We start from the raw sequence: 15764 nt of genomic DNA on the forward strand, positions 1-15764 counted from the left end.
CCATGTACGTCTGCATGTGCAACGCCGTCACCGACCACGACATCCGCCGCGAGGTGGCTGATGGCGTGCGCACGTTCGCCGAGTTGCAGGCTCGCACGGGCTGCTCCGACTGCTGCGGCTGCTGCGAGCCGGAAGCGCGCGCGATCCTGGAGCAGGCGCTGGCCCAGGCGCCGTTCCCGCTCCCCTTCGTCACGGCCTGAACCCCCCTTCCCCGCAACGCCCGTTTGCCGCATCGCCCGATGCATCGGCAAACCATAGCCATTCGCGTTTCGCCTTGGCATCGGCGACCTTTGTATAGTCACCCGGTCGTCAACGGAGAACTGCCATGAAGGGTGATGCCAAGGTCATCGAGTTCCTGAACAAGGTGCTCTACAACGAGCTGACCGCGATCAACCAGTATTTTCTGCACTACCGCATGCTCAAGGACTGGGGCTACACCGAGCTGGCCGAGCACGAGTACAAGGAATCGATCGAGGAGATGAAGCATGCCGATCACCTGATCGAGCGCATTCTTTTTCTCGACGGCCTGCCGAACCTGCAGCACCTGGGCAAGCTGCGCATCGGCGAGAACGCGCTGGAATCGATGCAGGGCGACCTGGATCTGGAGCTGGCGGCGGTGAAGGACCTGCGCGAAGCCATCGCCTATAGCGAAGGCATTGCCGACTACATCAGCCGCGATCTGTTCAAGAACATCCTGCATGACGAGGAAGACCACATCGACTGGCTGGAAACGCAGTTCAGCCTGGTGCGCGACATCGGCGCCGAGCGCTACCTGCAGAGCAAGATGCAAAGCTGAAGTCCATCGTTGTGACCGGCGGCGCTTTTCCGAAGCGCCGCCCGGCGGCCAACCTTGACCGCCTCGCCGTGGCGACGCTATACCTTGGGTTTGCCGGGGGAGTCGCATGGCCTCACGACCACCACCGCGTTTCGTGGTGCGGCCGCACGATGAGCGGCGTCATCGGGGATTCTGGCTGGGCCTGGCCTGGCTCGGCAGCGTGGTACTGACCGCTGCACTGGTGGCATGGCTGACCTCGCGCAGCGCGCCCGCCAGCGTCGACCATCGCCAGCAAAGCGCCTTGGCCGCGCAGGTCGAGCAGCTGAAACAACAAGTCGCCAACCTGGAAAGCGCCGCGCGGGTGAACGAGGTGGCCACCCGCGCCCTGCGCACCACCTTGACCCAGCGCGAAACCGAGCTCAGCAGCCTGCGCGCCGACCTCGGCTTCTACTCCCGCCTGGTCGGCGGCGATGGCCGGCGCACCGGCCTGCAGGTGCAAGGCGTGCGGCTGCGCCCCATCGCCGGCTCGCGCGGCTGGGACATCAGCCTGAGCCTGTCGCAGAACACCCGCCGCGGCAGCGACATCAGCGGCGCCGTCACGGTCGACGTGGAGGGCTTGCGCGGCGACAAGGTGACCCGGCTGGCGTGGACCGCCGTGGGTGACGCGGGCCAGAAAGCCGGCATGCCGTTCAAGTTCCAGTATTTCCAGCAGTTGCACGGCACCCTGGTGCTGCCCGCCGATTTTCGTCCCACCCGGCTGCACCTGCGTATCCAGCCGGAGGGGCAACCCGCCATCGTCCGCAGCGTCGCCTGGAGCGATGCGCTCAGCGGCAACATCAATACCGTCCTGGGAGACAACGATGCTCAACCGTAAGCGCCGGGAGCGCCACCATGCCGGCAACGACACCAGCCTGATCGCCCGCGGCACCGTGATCCGCGGCGACCTCTGCTTCAATGGCGCGCTGCATCTCGATGGCCGCGTCGAAGGCACCATCGTGGGCGAGGGCGAGGAGGCGATGTTCACGCTCAGCGAGCACGGCCAGGTCGACGGCGAGATCCGCGTGCCGCACGCGATCCTCAATGGCCATGTGACCGGCGACGTGCAGGTGACCGCCCGGCTGGAGCTGTCGGCGCAGGCGCGCATCGACGGCAACCTGCGCTACCACACGCTGGAAATGGCCGCCGGCGCCCAGATCAACGGCAGCATTTGCCGCGAAGGCGACGGCAACGAAGACGCCGCGCGGCGCGAACTGCCGGCCCCCACCGACGTGGACGCGGCCACGCCCGCCTGAGCCGGTGATCGCGATGGCGCCGCCCGCGTTCATGGTGGCGGGCCCCGGCGCGGGTATGCTTGTACCGTCCCGCAACGACCCCATCTGGAACGTCCATGGATACTTTCGTCGCCATCCCCGATTACCGCAGCGCCAGCGCGCCGCTGTTGTTCACCGCGGCGGCCGCCAGCAAGGCGCATGAATTGATCGCCGAAGAAGGCAATCCGGCGCTGAAGCTGCGTGTATACATCTCCGGCGGCGGCTGCTCGGGTTTCCAGTACGGCTTCACCTTCGATGAAACCCAGGCCGAGGACGACCTGGCGGTCGAGCGCGAAGGCGTGACCCTGCTGTGCGATCCGCTGTCGCTGCAATACCTCACCGGCGCGCAGATCGACTACGCCGAAAATCTCAGCGGCGCGCAGTTCGTCATCAGCAATCCGAACGCCAAGACCACCTGCGGCTGCGGGTCGTCGTTTTCCGCCTGAGCCGGTCCGCCGCGCATGGACCGGGCCTGCACGCCGCCACCCAACACTTTCGCCGGGCTCAGCCTGGTGCTCGACCGGGTGGCCGAGCGGCGCGATGACCACGCCTGGATCGCGGCCCAGGCAAGATCAGCCGAAGCGCGTTATCTCCTGCTCGACGCCGCCGGCGACACCTTGCTGCAACGCGATCGCCAGGCGCTGCGCTGGCTGGACGCCGCCGAGCGGGAACAACGGCTGGGCGACGTATCGGCCAGCATGCTCGGCCTGATCGACGGGCGGCCGCATTTCGTGCTGGCGCTGGACGATTCCGCCCGCACCAGCGCGCTGGCGATCTCGCTGGGCGCACCGTTCGCCAGCCTGCGCCACGCAGGCCTGCAGTTGCCGGTCGATGAAGCGGCCTTGTTCGCGTACGCCAAGGGCCTGGTGCATTGGCAACGTGAAACCCGCTATTGCGGCCACTGCGGCGCGCCCCTGCGCCTGGTCAGTGCCGGCCATCGTGCGCAATGCAGTAGCGCCGAATGCGCGCGCATGCATTTCCCGCGCACCGACGCGGCCATCATCGTGATCGTCGAGCACGACGGCGCCTGCCTGCTGGGCCGCCAGGCCGGCTGGCCGGTGGGCCGCTACTCGACGCTGGCCGGTTTCGTCGAACCGGGCGAGGCGCTGGAAGACGCCGTGCGCCGCGAAGTGGCGGAGGAATCCGGTGTGATCGTGGACACGGTGGATTACCACTCCTCGCAACCGTGGCCGATGCCCGCCTCGCTGATGGTGGGTTTCACCGCCACCGCGCGCTCGCGCGACATCGCCATGCGCGACCACGAGCTGGAGGAAGCGCGCTGGTTCACGCCGCAGCAGATCGCCGACGGCCTGGCGGATGGCAGCTTCCTGCCCTCGCCGCCGCTGTCGGTGTCCTACCAGTTGCTGGCGCATTGGCTGCACCGGCGCGGCGGCATGGCGCTGGACGAACTGATCGCCGCGGCGGGAAAAGCGGCGCGATAGCAGCGGCGCACGGCGCGCGCGTGGGCGCACCGAAGCATTCGGCCGTCCAGACGGCGGATCGTCGCTCGCTTACAATGGGGCGTCCACCCGTGAGTGTCCGTCATGGCCATCAGCCTGTTCATCGTTCTCATCGCCCTCGGCCTGCTGCATCTGCGCCCGCAACTGGCCCGCTGGGGTGGCGACCGGCCGTTTCGCCAGTGGGTGCGGCAACTGGGTGACACCAGTGGCGTGGGGCGCGTGGTGCTGGCCCTGCTGTTGCCGCTGGTGCTTTGCGCCGCAGTGGCCTGGCTGCTGGGGCGGCTGCCGCTGGGTGAACTGTGGCAGATGCTGTTTGCACTGGCGGTGCTGCTGTATGCGTTCGGTCCGCGCGAATTCGAGGCGGATCTGGAGGCGATCGTGCAGGCGCCCGACGGGCTGCAGCGCGAAGCCACGGCGCAGGCGCTGACCGAGGATGGCGAGACGGTGGCCTGGCAGGCGGCGGCGCTGGGCGAAGCGGTGGCGTACGCCGCCCTGCGCCGGCGCTTCGGCGTGCTGTTCTGGTTTTTCCTGCTCGGCCCGGTAGGCGCGCTGCTGTACCGGCTGGGGCAGACGCTGGGGCGTGATCGTTCGCTGCAACTGGACGACGCCACCGCCGTCAGCGCGCGCCATGTGGCCAACGCGCTGGACTGGCTGCCGGCACAACTGCTCACCCTGACCCTGGCCGTGGTCGGTCACTGGGAGGCGGTGATCGGCGCATGGCGGCGCTGGCACGCGCAGGCCGCGCCCGAAAGCTGGTACAGCGCGGGGCCGGGCTTTCTTGGCGCGGCCGCCCGCGCCGATGCGCTCAGCGACATCGAAGGCGGCGATGGCTACGCCGAGGATCGCACCGATCCGCTGGCCGAACTGGTGCGGCTGCGCAGCGCGCTGCTGCGCGCGCTGCTGGCGTGGCTCAGCGTGGTGGCGCTGGTCGTGATCGGCGGCTGGGTGGCTTGAGAGCCGGGGTTTGGGATTCGGGATTGGGAATTCGGAAAGGCGCGCTAGGCGAGGTCGCCGCGTAATTCCTTGACGCGCGCCTCCAGTACTTCGGCGCTGGCTTGTGCCGGTTCCAACGGCGCGCCGGCGACCAGTTCCACCCGTGCCCGGAAGCGACGCGGCAGGCGCGCGCGGTGCAGGCGCGAATCGCGGCGGCTCCATACGCTGCCCCACAGGCCACGCAGCGCCAGCGGCACCACCGGCACCGGGCGTCGCGCCAGAATCTTCTCCACACCCGGGCGGAACGGAGCAATCTTGCCGTCGCCGGTCAAGCCGCCTTCGGGAAAAATGCACACCACTTCGCCCGCCGCCAGCGCGTCGTCGATCGCGTCATAGGCCTGCTGCAATACGGCCGCATCCTCTTTGTGGCCGGCGATCGGGATCGCCCTGGCGGTGCGGAAGAGGAAGCGCATCAGCGGGATGTTGAAGATCTTGTAGTACATGACGAACCGCACCGGCCGGCGCAGGTTCGCCATCAGCAGCAGTGGGTCCATGTAGCTGACGTGGTTGCACACCAGCAGCACCGGGCCATCTTCGGGAACGTGCTGCAAGCCGTCAGCCCGCACCCGGTACAGCGTGTTCACCAGCACCCAGGTAATGAAGCGCATCAGGAACTCGGGCACCAGGGTGAAGATGTACGTGGCCACCGCGACGTTGAGCAACGCGGCGGCCAGGAAAATCTGCGACGCGCCCAGGCCGAGCGCACCCAGCCCCAGGCCGAACCCCGCCGCCAGCACGATCAGCAAGGCATTGACGATGTTGTTGCCGGCGATGATGCGCGACAGCTTTTCGCGCGGCGAGCGCGCCTGCACGAAGGCAAACAGCGGCACCACGTAGAAGCCGGCAAACACGCCGATCAGGGTGAGGTCCAGCGCAACGCGCCAGCTGCCGGCGCCGTGCAGGAAAGCCAGCCAGTCCAGCCCGCGCACCGACGCGATGCCGTGCCGCGCGAAGTACAGATCCACGCCGAACACGGTGAGCCCGAACGCGCCCAGCGGCACCAGCCCGATCTCCACCCGCTTGCCCGACAGCCGCTCGCACAGCAACGCGCCGATGCCGCTGCCGACCGAGAACAGGGTCAGCACCAGCGTATTGACCGTGCCGTCGCCGCCCAGCGTCTCGCGCGTGTAGTTGGGCAACTGCGCGATCAGCACGGTGCCGAAGAACCAGAACCACGAGATGCCCAGCACCGCGTTCCACACGGCGCGATCCTCGCGCGTGATGCGCAGCACGCGCGCGGTCTCGCTGAACGGGTTCCAGTTGAACTTCAGCCCCGGCGCCGTGGCCGGCGCGGCCGGAATCCGGCGGCAGACAAGATACCCCGCCACCGCCACCGCGATGGTGGCGCCCGAGGCCAGCAGCGGACCCACGCCGGCGACCAGCATCAGCGCATTGCCCGCGATCATGCCGATCAGGATCGCCAGCTGCGTGCCCATTTCCACCAGGCCGTTGCCGCCCACCAGCTCGGCCGGCTTGAGCGCCTGCGGCAGGATCGCGTACTTGATCGGCCCGAACACCGTCGAGTGCATGCCCATCATGAACAGCACCACCAGCAACAGCGTCACGTGGTGCGTGTAGAAGCCGATGGCGGCAACCACCATCGCCACGATCTCGAACAGCTTTACCGCGCGGATGATGCGCGTCTTCTCGAACTTCTCCGCCAGTTGCCCGGCGGTGGCCGAGAACAGGAAGAACGGCAGGATGAACAGCGCCGGCGCGAAGTTGGTGTACAGCGACACGGTGTGGTCGTCCAACCCCATCCGGAACGCCACCAGCATCAGCAGCGCATTGCGGAACGCGTTGTCGTTGAACGCCCCCAGCGCCTGCGTCCAGAAGAACGGCGCGAAGCGACGCTTGCCCAGCAATGCGAATTGGCTCATGCGGATCCGTGGTGGTGGGTGGAAGGTGTCGAGCGCTTGCTACCTGGCGTTATCCAGCACGGGCAAAGAGCGCCCCCATCCGCCTTCGGCACCTTCCCCCGCAAGCGGGGGAAGGAAACTTGGGAGCTTGCGGCGAACCTGCTGTTCCTTCCCCCGCTTCGCGGGGGAAGGTGCCCGACAGGGCGGATGGGGGCGCTTTTGGCCACGTCCGATCTCCCCTTCAGAACCCCGAACCGGCTTCACCGCAGCGTCAAGCGCGATGCAGCGCCCGATGCGCGATGTCGCGGCGGTGGAACGCGCCCTCGTAGCGGATCTTCCCGATGGCGTCGTAGGCATGTTGGCGGGCGGCGGCGAGATCGTCGCCAAGCGCGCAGACGGTCAGCACGCGGCCGCCGGCGGTGACGGCGCGACCGTGTTCGTCGAGCCTGGTGCCGGCGTGGAAAACCTTGACGTCGGGCGCGGCGGCGGTATCCAGCCCGTCGATCGCATCGCCGCTGCGCACCCGCGCCGGATAACCCGCGGCAGCCAGCACCACGCCGATCGCCGGCCGGCGGTCCCAGCGCGCGCTGACCTCATTCAGACGGCCATCCAGCGCCGCGTCGATCAGGTCCACCATGTCCGATTTCAGCCGCATCAGGATCGGCTGGGTTTCCGGATCGCCGAAGCGCACGTTGTACTCGATGACCTTGGGGTTGCCCTGCTTGTCGATCATCAGCCCCGCGTACAGGAAGCCGATGAACGGCGCGCCTTCCAGCGCCATGCCGCGCAGGGTGGGTTCGATCACGTCCTTCAGGATGCGCCGCTCGACCTCGGGCGTGACCACCGGCGCGGGCGAGTACGCGCCCATGCCGCCGGTGTTGGGGCCCAGATCGCCCTCGTCGCGGCGCTTGTGGTCCTGGCTGGAAGCCATCGGCAACGCGTGGCTGCCGTCGCTCATCACGATGTAGCTGGCTTCCTCGCCGTCGAGGAATTCCTCGATCACCACGCGGGCGGAGGCGTCGCCGAAGCTGTGCGCGCCCAGCATGTCGTGCAGGGCCAGCTCGGCATCGGCCTGGGTCAGCGCCACCACCACGCCCTTGCCGGCGGCCAGGCCGTCGGCCTTGATCACGATCGGCGCGCCGTGCTGGCGCACATGGGCCAGCGCCGGCTCCAGCTCGGTGAACACGGCGTAGTGCGCGGTGGGAATGTTGTGCCGCCGCAGGAAATCCTTGGCGAACGCCTTGGAGCCTTCCAGCTGCGCGGCAATCGCGCGTGGCCCGTAGATGCGCAGGCCCGCGTCGCGGAAGCGGTCGACCACGCCGGCCACCAGCGGCACCTCGGGGCCGACCACGGTCAGCGCGATGTCTTCGTCACGGGCCAGTTTCAGCAGGCCGTCGAGATCGGTCACCGCCACGGCGGCGTTGCGCACGCCCGGCTCGCGGGCGGTGCCGGCGTTGCCGGGCGCCACGATCACTTCGCTGACCCGCGGCGATTGCTTCAGCTTCCACGCCAGCGCGTGTTCGCGACCGCCGCTGCCGATGACGAGAACCTTCATGTACTGCTCCGATACCATGCGCGCCGACGCGGCGCCGTCGCGCATTGTAGGGCACGCTGCGCCGCTGACGGCCGCGCGTCAGTCTTGCGGCTGGCTTTCGTCGGCCGTGTGCAGCAACGCCAGCAGCGCCGCGCGCGGCAATTTGCCGGTTTCGTTGCGCGGCAGCGCGTCCACCAGTCGCAGCGGGCGCGGCAGGAACAGCGGGTCGATCGCGCGGCGCAGCGCGTCGAGGATCGCGTGTTCGTCCAGCCCCGGCGCCACCACCACGGCGGCGACGCGGCGCACGCCGATGGCGTCGGCGTCGTCCAGCTGCAGCATCACGCCGTCGCGCACGCCGGGGATGGCCAGCAGGCGGCGGGTGAGGTCGGCCAGCGAGGCGCGCTTGCCGGCGATCTCCAGCAGGTCGGCATGGCGCCCGCGCAGGCGGAAACGCCGGCCGCCATTGTGCAGGCTGACCAGGTCGGCCAGCGCCACCGGGCGATCCAGCTGCGGCGCATCGACCAGGGTGCCGTCCGGCTGCGGGTGCAGGTGCACGTCGGCGAACAGCGACCATTCCTCCTGCACGCCGGCGCGGCGGCTGGCGAACACGCAGGTCTCGGTGGAGCCGAACACCTCCAGCAACGGCGCACCGAAACGCTGTTCGGCGGCCCGCGCCAGTTCGCCCGACAACGGCGCCGTGGCCGAAACCATCGCCGCCAGCGGCGGCAGCGCAATGCCCGAATCGACCAGCGCACGCAGGTGCACCGGCGTGGTCACCAGCACCCGCGGCGCGGGTATCTCGGCCAGCGCCGCCGCCACGTCGGCGGGAAAGAACGGCCGCCCGGCATGGATGCCGACGTCGCCGAGCAGCGGCAGCAGCACCGACATCTCGATCCCGTACATGTGCTGCGGCGGCACGGTGGCGACCACTTCGAAACGCGGCCCCAGCTCGGCGCTCAGCATCTGCAGGTTGCCGGCGGTGCTGGCGTGGAAGCTGCGCCAGGTTTTCGGGTTGGCGCTGGGCGTGCCGGTGGAGCCGGAGGTGTAACCGATCGCCACCACCTGGTCGGCGTCGATCAGCGGCAACACGAAGTCACTACCCCGCGTGGCGTCTTCCAGCGGCGCCAGGCGCTGGTAGCGCGGCGGCGCCTGATCGAGCGGCAGGTCGCCCAGCACATGGCAGCCCGGATGCGCCGCCATCACCTCGTCCACCGCCTGCGGCGCCCGCGAGGACGGCAGCAGGTTGGTCTGGCCGCGCAGCACGATCGCGCAGAACGCCACCAGGAACATGTAGCGGTTCTCGCAGAGGTTGACCGTGGCGGCCGTCGCCGGCAACTGCGCGGCCACCTGCCGCACGTGATCGAGAAACCGGGAGGCGCCGATGGGCGCGCCGTCGCGCCAGGCTACCGTGCGTGCGGGGTGGGTGACGGACAACAACGGCAGCCGCTGCGGCGCCTCATGCTGGAACGTGTCGTAGACGATGGCCAAGCGCGGGGTCTCCTGTGGCATCCGGCCGGTGGACCGATGCTTCCTTGCCGATGGTTTCAGCGACGGATTATCGCGTGGACGTTCAAGACCGGATAGTGGCGCCGGTGAGCGCGTCGCGAATGGTCGTGGGGCGTTGCTGCTGCCCCAGCGGCGCGTCGAGCAGGCCGTCCAGGGCATCGCCGAAATAACCGGCCACCGCGTCGGCCGAGCGCGCCGGTGCGCTGCCATGCGGGTTGGCGCTGGTGGACACCAGGGCGCCGCCGTAGGCGCGGCACAGCGCGGCGGCCGGCGCGTGGGCCGTTACCCGCAAGGCGATGCCGGCGTGCGCGCCGGCGATCCAGTCGGGAACGTCGGCGGCGCGCGGCAGGATCCAGGTATGCGGCCCCGGCCAGCTGTCCATTACCTGCGCCAGCACGGCGGCGGGGACGGCGCTGCGATCGATGTAGCGCTCCACCTGCGCGACGTCCGCCGCGATCAGCAGCACACCTTGCGTCGGTGGCCGCTGCTTCAGCGCAAACAGGCGCTCGAACGCCGTCCGGTTGCGCGGGTCGCAGCCCAGGCCGAACACAGCCTCGGTCGGATAGGCCAGCACGCCGCCGTCGCGCAGCAGCGCGGCGGCGGCATCGGTCTGGTCCGCGGTGAAACGCTGCAGCATCAGGCCTCGTCCGCGCTCGACATGGCCGCCTTGCTGGCCGGCGTCTTGCGGGTGGCCGTCTTCTTCGCCGCCGCCTTCTTGGTGGCGGTTTTCCTGGCCGCCGTTTTCTTGGTGGCGGTCTTCTTGCTCGCCGTCTTTTTGGCGGCGGCCTTCTTCGCCGCCGGAGCCTTCTTTGCCGCCACTTTCCTGGTCGCCGCCTTCTTGCCGAAGCGGCCTTTCTTCACCGGCGCGGCGGCCAGCAATTCAAGGCACTGGGCTTCGGTCAGCGTCTTGGGTTCCTGGTCCTTCGGGATGCGCGCGTTCTTCTCGCCGTCGGTGATGTAGGCGCCGTAGCGGCCGTTGAGCACCTGCACGCCGTTGCCGAAATCGAGGATCAGGCGGTTGGCCAGCATCTCCAGCTTTTCCTGCACGATCTGCAGCGCGCGCGGCAGTTCGATGGTGTAGGGATCGTCCTCGGGCTTGAGCGAGGCGTAGGTGCTGCCCTGCTTCACGAACGGGCCGAAGCGGCCGATCGCCACGCTCACCTCGTCGCCGTTCTCGGCCTGGCCCAGCTTGCGCGGCAGCTTGAACAGCTCCAGCGCCTCGGCCAGGGTGATGGTGTGCATGCTCTGGCCCGGGCGCAGGCTGGCGAAGGTGGGTTTTTCCTCGTCGTCCTTGGTGCCGATGGCGGCATAAGGCCCGAACCGGCCCAGCCGCACGGACACCGGCTTGCCGGTTTTCGGATCGGTGCCCAGCTCGCGCGCGCCAGTGGCCTCGCTGCGATCGACCGATTCGGTTTTCTCGTCCACCTGCTGCTTGAACGGCTGCCAGAAGCGCTCCATCAGCGGCACCCAGGCCTCCTCGCCGCGGCTGACGGCGTCCAGCTCGTCCTCCATCTTCGCGGTGAAGTCGTAGTCGACGTACTGGGTGAAATGCTGGGTGAGGAACTTGCTGACCGCACGGCCCACGTCGCTGGGCTTGAAGCGGCGGCTGTCGAGGTACACGTACTCGCGGTTCTGCAGCACCTGGATGATGCTGGCGTAGGTGGACGGACGGCCGATGCCGTGCTCCTCCAGCGCCTTGACCAGGCTGGCTTCGGAGTAGCGCGGCGGCGGCTCGGTGAAGTGCTGGTCGGCGGCGATCTCGTGCAGCGGCACCGCCTCGCCTTTCTCCAGCCGCGGCAGGCGCCGGCCTTCGTCGTCGTCATCGGCCTTCTTCTGGTCGCTGCCTTCCTCGTACACGGCCAGGAAGCCTGGTTCGACCACCGTGGTGCCGCTGGCGCGGAACGAGGCATCGCCGCCTTCCACGTGCGGCAGCGCAAATTCCACCGACACGGTGTTGAGCGTGGCGTGGATCATCTGGCAGGCGACGGTGCGCTTCCAGATCAGCTCGTACAGCTTGCGCTGGTCGTCGTTGAGGTAGGCCGCCACGGAGCGGGGCGTGTGCATGGCCGAGGTGGGACGAATCGCCTCGTGCGCCTCCTGCGCGTTCTTCGACTTGGTCTTGTACACCTGCGGCGCATCCGGCAAGGCCTTGCTGCCGTAGTCGCGGGCGATCAGCTGGCGCAGCTCGGCCAGCGCGTCGTCGCCGAGCATGGTGGAATCGGTACGCATGTAGGTAATCAGGCCGACGTTGCCTTCGTCGCCCAGCGCCACGCCCTCATACAGGCCTTGCGCCACCTTCATCGTGCGGCTGGTGGTGAAGCCCAGCTTGCGCGCGGCCTCCTGCTGCAGGGTGGAGGTGGTGAACGGGGCGGCGGGGCGGCGCTTGCGCTCCTTGGAGCTGACCTCGCTGACGGTGAGCCGGCCGCGCGCCGCCTGTTTCAGCGCGCTGCGGGCCGCCTGTGCATCGGCTTCGCTGGTGAGGTCGAACTGCTCGAACTTCTTGCCGTTGAGCTTGGACAGGCGGGCGGTGAAATCGCCCTCGGCATGCTTGAGCTGGGCCTCGATGGTCCAGTATTCGCGCGCCTTGAACGCCTCGATCTCCTCCTCGCGCTCCACGATCATGCGCAGTGCCGGCGACTGCACGCGGCCGGCGGACAAGCCGCGCTGCACCTTGCGCCACAGCACCGGTGACAGGTTGAAGCCGACCAGGTAATCCAGCGCGCGGCGCGCCTGCTGGGCATCGACCAGGTCGTGAGACAGCTGCCGTGGCGCGGCCACCGCGGCCTTGATCGCCTTGGGTGTGATCTCGGAGAACACCACCCGGTGCAGCTGCTTGCCCTTGGTCAGGCCGCGCTCCTTCAGGATCTCGCTGATGTGCCAGCTGATGGCCTCGCCTTCGCGATCCAAGTCGGTCGCCAGATAGATGTCGTCGGCCGCCCTGGCCGCCTTGGCGATGGCATCGACGTGCTTCTCGTTGCGCTCGATCACCTCGTAGGCCATGGCGAAGCCATGGTCGGTATCGACCGCGCCCTCCTTCGGCCGCAGGTCGCGCACATGGCCGTAGGAGGCCAGGACCTGGAAGTCCTTGCCGAGGTATTTGTTGATCGTCTTGGCCTTGGCCGGCGATTCGACGATGAGCAGGTTTTTTGCCATGAAGCTGGATTTCCACAAACGAAGGACCGCCGCCGGGCGACGGGCGCATATATATAGTTGAAACCACGCCGGGCGGGCGACTGTCAAGCCGCATTACGCCGCCCGGGCGTTCAGCCAGCCAGTTGCTGGTAGCGATTGCCGGACAGCGTCTCGACGCGTCCCTGCAGTTCCAGCATCAGCAGCATCGAGGAAACGGCCGCCGCCGTTTGCCCGGTACGCTGCACAAGTTCGTCCAGTGTCGCCGGATCGTGGCCGAGTGCCTCGCACAGGTCGCGATAGGCCGGATCGACCGGTTCCGCCGCCGCGGCATCACCAGCGGTGGCGGCCGCGTCCGTACTACGCAGCCGCGCTGCCAGCTCGCCGCCAAGCATGCGCGCTGCCGGCGTCAATGTCTCGATGATCTCGGCCGCCGTTTCCACCAGGCGGGCGCCATCGCGGATCAGGCGGTGGCAACCGCGCGCCAGCGGATTGTGGATGGAGCCGGGCAGCGCGAACACCTCGCGCCCCTGCTCGCCGGCCAGCCGGGCGGTGATCAGCGAGCCGGAACGCAGGCCCGCCTCGACCACCAGAGTGCCCAGCGACAAGCCGGCAATGATGCGGTTGCGACGCGGAAAATGGTCGGCGCGGGCACCGGTGCCGGGCGGGAATTCGCTGATCAACGCGCCCTGCGCGGCAATGCGCCGGGCCAGCGCATGGTGCTTGCGCGGGTAGACCCGGTCGGGCCCGGTGCCGATCACCGCCAGCGTGCCGGCACCGGCATCGAGCGCAGCCGTGTGCGCGGCGCCGTCGATGCCGTCGGCCATGCCGCTGGTGATGGCGAAGCCGGCCTGCGCCAGCGCCCGCGCGAAGGCGCCGGCATGGGCCATGCCGGCCACGCTGGCGCTGCGCGCGCCGACGATGGCCACCTGCGGCAGCAGGGCGAGGCCGGGATCGCCGGCCACGAACAGGACGGCCGGCGGTTGCGGGATGTTTTCCAGTTGCGGCGGGAAATCCGCGTCGGTACAGCGCAGCAGATGGTGATCCGGCTCGGCCAGCCAGGCCAGGTCGGCGGCCAGGCGCGCCTCGTCGGGCGCGTCGAGCCACGCCTTGGCGCCGTCGCCCAGCGCCGCGGCATGGCGATGCAGCTCGCGCAGCGCGGCGTGGATGTCGCCATCGGCCGCATCGAGCTTTTCGCGCAGGCCGCCCGGCCCCAGGCCGGGCGTGCGCAGGGCGGTCAGCCAGGCGCGCAGTTCGTGTGTTTCGTCCATGGCCCGAAGTTTACGCAGTCGCCCCAGACGACCACGGCGCGGTGGTAGCCGCGCCGTGGTGTCAGGGAATGTCGATGGGCCCCACGCCCCTGGATTACTCCGGCATCGTCAGCCTGTCGTTCTTGTGCACCGGCCGCAGGCTGTCCATCACCAGGCCGTAGCTGACCCGGTCGAACGTGCGGAACACCATCACGTGGCCCACGAATTCGTCCGGCAGGGTGACCCGCGAGCCCACGCCGCGGCGCCAGCTGTTGCTGGCCACGTCATCATGGATGTTCTCGCCGGGGTGGTAGATCGAGAACGTCGTGCCGTTGTCCACGCCATCCTTCGCACCGACCGACAGCGCCACCACCTGACGCGAGCCCACCGCGTCCAGCGCGTCGGCGAAGCCGATCACGTGCGCGTCCCTGGCGATCGACTTGGGCGGGTGCGGGTAGTAGTAGGGGTCGTACGGCGTGTCGTCGATCGGCAGCACGCGGTCGCCGGTGCGGATCTCGCGGGTGGAATCGAGCAGCAGCAGGGTGGACGGATCGCCCACGCGCAGGGTTTCGGCGGTGCCGATCACGGTCACTTCCACGCCCATGTCCTGGCCGCGGCCGTACTGGCCGTCGTGGCGGGAATCCTCGCGCCACGGCGCGTTGACCATGGCCGCGTTGCTGTCCAGCTCGTGGGCGAAGATGCGGCTGTCGGCGTCGTTCGGATCATCCTGCTCGAAGCCGCGGAAGACGTGGCTGGGGCGCACGATCGCCCAGCGCTGGCCGGGGGTGGCCTGCAGGCCGCGCACGTAGAGGTTCTGGCCCACCGCGCCGCGCAGCCGGTTTTCCTCCAGGCCCACCACGTAGGGCGCGGAGCTGACCTCGTTGGAATTCATCACGCGCAGGTCTTTCAGGAAGGTGCGCAGCTCCGACAACGGGATGGCCGGCACGGCATCGCCCTCGCGATGCACGCTGGGCTGCAGGCGCAGGGTCGGGCCGTTGATGAAGGACAGGTTGAGCACGTCGCCCGGATAGATCAGGTGCGGGTTGCGCACCTGCGGATTGGCCTGCCAGATTTCCGGCCACAGCCACGGCTTGACCAGGAAGCGGGCGGAGATGTCCCACAGCGTGTCGCCGCGGCGCACGGTGTAGTTGTCGGGGTGATCGGCACGCAGCTGCGCGCCTGCTGCGTAGACGGCCACGGTTACCAGCAAGCCGGCCAGCAGGACGATGCTTTTTCTGATCATTGTTGGGAATCCCCCTCCCCCTATGCTCGGTCGAGTGTAGCTGAACCTTCTTGACGCGCAACCGGCATCCGTCGACAAAAATCGTCTGCAGACACGCGCTTGCCGACGTACAATGAGGCACATTCTAAATGGCGCCAGGGCTCGATTTTCACCAAGTCGCCCGCACTTTCGGCGTCGAGGTGAGAAAACCATGTCCGTTCTGCCCATTCTCGAATTTCCCGACCCGCGCCTGCGTACCCGGGCCGCGCCGGTCAGCGTGTTCGACGCGAAGCTGAAACAGTTCGTCGCCGACATGTTCGAAACCATGTACGCGGCCAATGGCGTAGGCCTGGCCGCCACCCAGGTCAACGTGGCCCAGCGCGTGCTGGTGACCGACATGAGCGAGGGGCGCACCGAGCCGCTGGCGCTGATCAACGCGCAGATCCTGGAAAAGGAGGGCTCGCAGGTCTACCAGGAAGGCTGCCTGTCGTTTCCCGGCCTGTACGCCGACGTCACCCGCGCGCTGAAGGTGAAGGTGAAGGCGCAGGATGTCGCCGGCAACGAGATCGTCGTCGATGCCGAAGGCCCGCTGGCGGTCTGCATCCAGCACGAAATCGACCATCTCGACGGCAAGGTGTTCGTCGACTACCTGTCGCCGCTGAAGCGCGGCATGCTGCTGAAGCGGCTGGAGAAGGCGCGCAAGCAGGCGGCGAGTGCTTGAATAGT

Annotated in this window: 15 protein-coding genes; 8 read left to right on the forward strand and 7 right to left on the reverse strand. The window is 68.6% G+C overall.

The features are described from left to right. Positions 1-2 precede the first annotated feature (2 nt). The 7 genes from ABD017_RS05115 to ABD017_RS05145 all read left to right on the forward strand — a co-directional run bounded on the left by ABD017_RS05115 (position 3) and on the right by ABD017_RS05145 (position 4499). Entirely contained in the window at positions 3-200 is a 198-nt protein-coding gene (locus ABD017_RS05115; RefSeq protein WP_343882168.1) for a (2Fe-2S)-binding protein, read from the forward strand. A 125-nt stretch (positions 201-325) separates the two neighbouring features. After that, complete coding sequence (gene bfr, locus ABD017_RS05120; RefSeq protein ID WP_343880853.1) at positions 326-796, forward strand: bacterioferritin; 471 nt, start codon at positions 326-328, stop codon at positions 794-796. Between the two features lie 106 nt (positions 797-902). Beyond that, positions 903-1649 carry a DUF6776 family protein gene (locus ABD017_RS05125; protein WP_343880855.1) on the forward strand — a complete coding sequence of 249 codons (747 nt, stop codon included), beginning with the start codon at positions 903-905 and terminating at the stop codon, positions 1647-1649. Then, positions 1636-2067 (forward strand): bactofilin family protein, encoded by a 432-nt coding sequence (locus ABD017_RS05130; RefSeq protein ID WP_343880857.1) that lies wholly within the window; start codon positions 1636-1638, stop codon positions 2065-2067. Before ABD017_RS05125 ends, ABD017_RS05130 begins: the two co-directional genes overlap by 14 nt. A gap of 95 nt (positions 2068-2162) precedes the next feature. Then, positions 2163-2531: an iron-sulfur cluster insertion protein ErpA gene (gene erpA, locus ABD017_RS05135; RefSeq protein ID WP_343880861.1), complete on the forward strand. Its 369-nt coding sequence runs from the start codon at positions 2163-2165 to the stop codon at positions 2529-2531. Between the two features lie 15 nt (positions 2532-2546). Next, positions 2547-3527 carry an NAD(+) diphosphatase gene (gene nudC, locus ABD017_RS05140; RefSeq protein ID WP_343880863.1) on the forward strand — a complete coding sequence of 327 codons (981 nt, stop codon included), beginning with the start codon at positions 2547-2549 and terminating at the stop codon, positions 3525-3527. A gap of 102 nt (positions 3528-3629) precedes the next feature. Then, entirely contained in the window at positions 3630-4499 is an 870-nt protein-coding gene (locus ABD017_RS05145; protein ID WP_343880865.1) for a beta-lactamase induction protein, read from the forward strand. 44 nt (positions 4500-4543) lie between these two features. Here the strand turns inward: ABD017_RS05145 and ABD017_RS05150 are convergent, their stop codons facing one another. The 7 genes from ABD017_RS05150 to ABD017_RS05180 form a co-directional block, all read right to left on the reverse strand. Then, positions 4544-6418: an MFS transporter gene (locus ABD017_RS05150; protein WP_343880867.1), complete on the reverse strand. Its 1875-nt coding sequence runs from the start codon at positions 6416-6418 to the stop codon at positions 4544-4546. A gap of 250 nt (positions 6419-6668) precedes the next feature. Beyond that, positions 6669-7952 carry a phosphoribosylamine--glycine ligase gene (purD, locus tag ABD017_RS05155; RefSeq protein WP_343880869.1) on the reverse strand — a complete coding sequence of 428 codons (1284 nt, stop codon included), beginning with the start codon at positions 7950-7952 and terminating at the stop codon, positions 6669-6671. Between the two features lie 78 nt (positions 7953-8030). Then, on the reverse strand, positions 8031-9419 hold the full coding sequence (locus ABD017_RS05160; RefSeq protein ID WP_343880871.1) for an AMP-binding protein: 1389 nt from the start codon (positions 9417-9419) through the stop codon (positions 8031-8033). Positions 9420-9501: 82 nt separating this feature from the next. Next, complete coding sequence (gene tsaC / locus ABD017_RS05165) at positions 9502-10074, reverse strand: L-threonylcarbamoyladenylate synthase type 1 TsaC (RefSeq protein ID WP_343880873.1); 573 nt, start codon at positions 10072-10074, stop codon at positions 9502-9504. After that, positions 10074-12590: a DNA topoisomerase I gene (locus tag ABD017_RS05170; RefSeq protein WP_343880875.1), complete on the reverse strand. Its 2517-nt coding sequence runs from the start codon at positions 12588-12590 to the stop codon at positions 10074-10076. The genes tsaC and ABD017_RS05170 overlap by 1 nt, the downstream gene beginning before the upstream one ends. A 110-nt stretch (positions 12591-12700) precedes the next feature. After that, positions 12701-13837 (reverse strand): DNA-processing protein DprA, encoded by a 1137-nt coding sequence (dprA, locus tag ABD017_RS05175; RefSeq protein WP_343880877.1) that lies wholly within the window; start codon positions 13835-13837, stop codon positions 12701-12703. A 94-nt stretch (positions 13838-13931) separates the two neighbouring features. Beyond that, the gene (locus tag ABD017_RS05180; RefSeq protein WP_343880879.1) at positions 13932-15059 is read right to left on the reverse strand and encodes a LysM peptidoglycan-binding domain-containing protein; all 1128 of its coding nucleotides are present in this window, start codon (positions 15057-15059) and stop codon (positions 13932-13934) included. Positions 15060-15249: 190 nt separating this feature from the next. Here ABD017_RS05180 and def point away from each other — a divergent pair, with 190 nt between their 5' ends. Then, entirely contained in the window at positions 15250-15759 is a 510-nt protein-coding gene (gene def, locus ABD017_RS05185) for a peptide deformylase (RefSeq protein ID WP_343880881.1), read from the forward strand. Positions 15760-15764: the final 5 nt, after the last annotated feature.

The organism is Rhodanobacter caeni, from assembly GCF_039523575.1.
Classification (GTDB): domain Bacteria; phylum Pseudomonadota; class Gammaproteobacteria; order Xanthomonadales; family Rhodanobacteraceae; genus Rhodanobacter; species Rhodanobacter caeni.

Coding starts and splice junctions, on each gene's coding strand:
- ABD017_RS05115 (WP_343882168.1), top strand. CDS start 3: ATGTACGTCTGCATGTGCAACGCCGTCACCGACCACGACATCCGCCGC.
- bfr (WP_343880853.1), top strand. CDS start 326: ATGAAGGGTGATGCCAAGGTCATCGAGTTCCTGAACAAGGTGCTCTAC.
- ABD017_RS05125 (WP_343880855.1), top strand. CDS start 903: ATGGCCTCACGACCACCACCGCGTTTCGTGGTGCGGCCGCACGATGAG.
- ABD017_RS05130 (WP_343880857.1), top strand. CDS start 1,636: ATGCTCAACCGTAAGCGCCGGGAGCGCCACCATGCCGGCAACGACACC.
- erpA (WP_343880861.1), top strand. CDS start 2,163: ATGGATACTTTCGTCGCCATCCCCGATTACCGCAGCGCCAGCGCGCCG.
- nudC (WP_343880863.1), top strand. CDS start 2,547: ATGGACCGGGCCTGCACGCCGCCACCCAACACTTTCGCCGGGCTCAGC.
- ABD017_RS05145 (WP_343880865.1), top strand. CDS start 3,630: ATGGCCATCAGCCTGTTCATCGTTCTCATCGCCCTCGGCCTGCTGCAT.
- ABD017_RS05150 (WP_343880867.1), bottom strand. CDS start 6,418: ATGAGCCAATTCGCATTGCTGGGCAAGCGTCGCTTCGCGCCGTTCTTC.
- purD (WP_343880869.1), bottom strand. CDS start 7,952: ATGAAGGTTCTCGTCATCGGCAGCGGCGGTCGCGAACACGCGCTGGCG.
- tsaC (WP_343880873.1), bottom strand. CDS start 10,074: ATGCTGCAGCGTTTCACCGCGGACCAGACCGATGCCGCCGCCGCGCTG.
- ABD017_RS05170 (WP_343880875.1), bottom strand. CDS start 12,590: ATGGCAAAAAACCTGCTCATCGTCGAATCGCCGGCCAAGGCCAAGACG.
- dprA (WP_343880877.1), bottom strand. CDS start 13,837: ATGGACGAAACACACGAACTGCGCGCCTGGCTGACCGCCCTGCGCACG.
- ABD017_RS05180 (WP_343880879.1), bottom strand. CDS start 15,059: ATGATCAGAAAAAGCATCGTCCTGCTGGCCGGCTTGCTGGTAACCGTG.
- def (WP_343880881.1), top strand. CDS start 15,250: ATGTCCGTTCTGCCCATTCTCGAATTTCCCGACCCGCGCCTGCGTACC.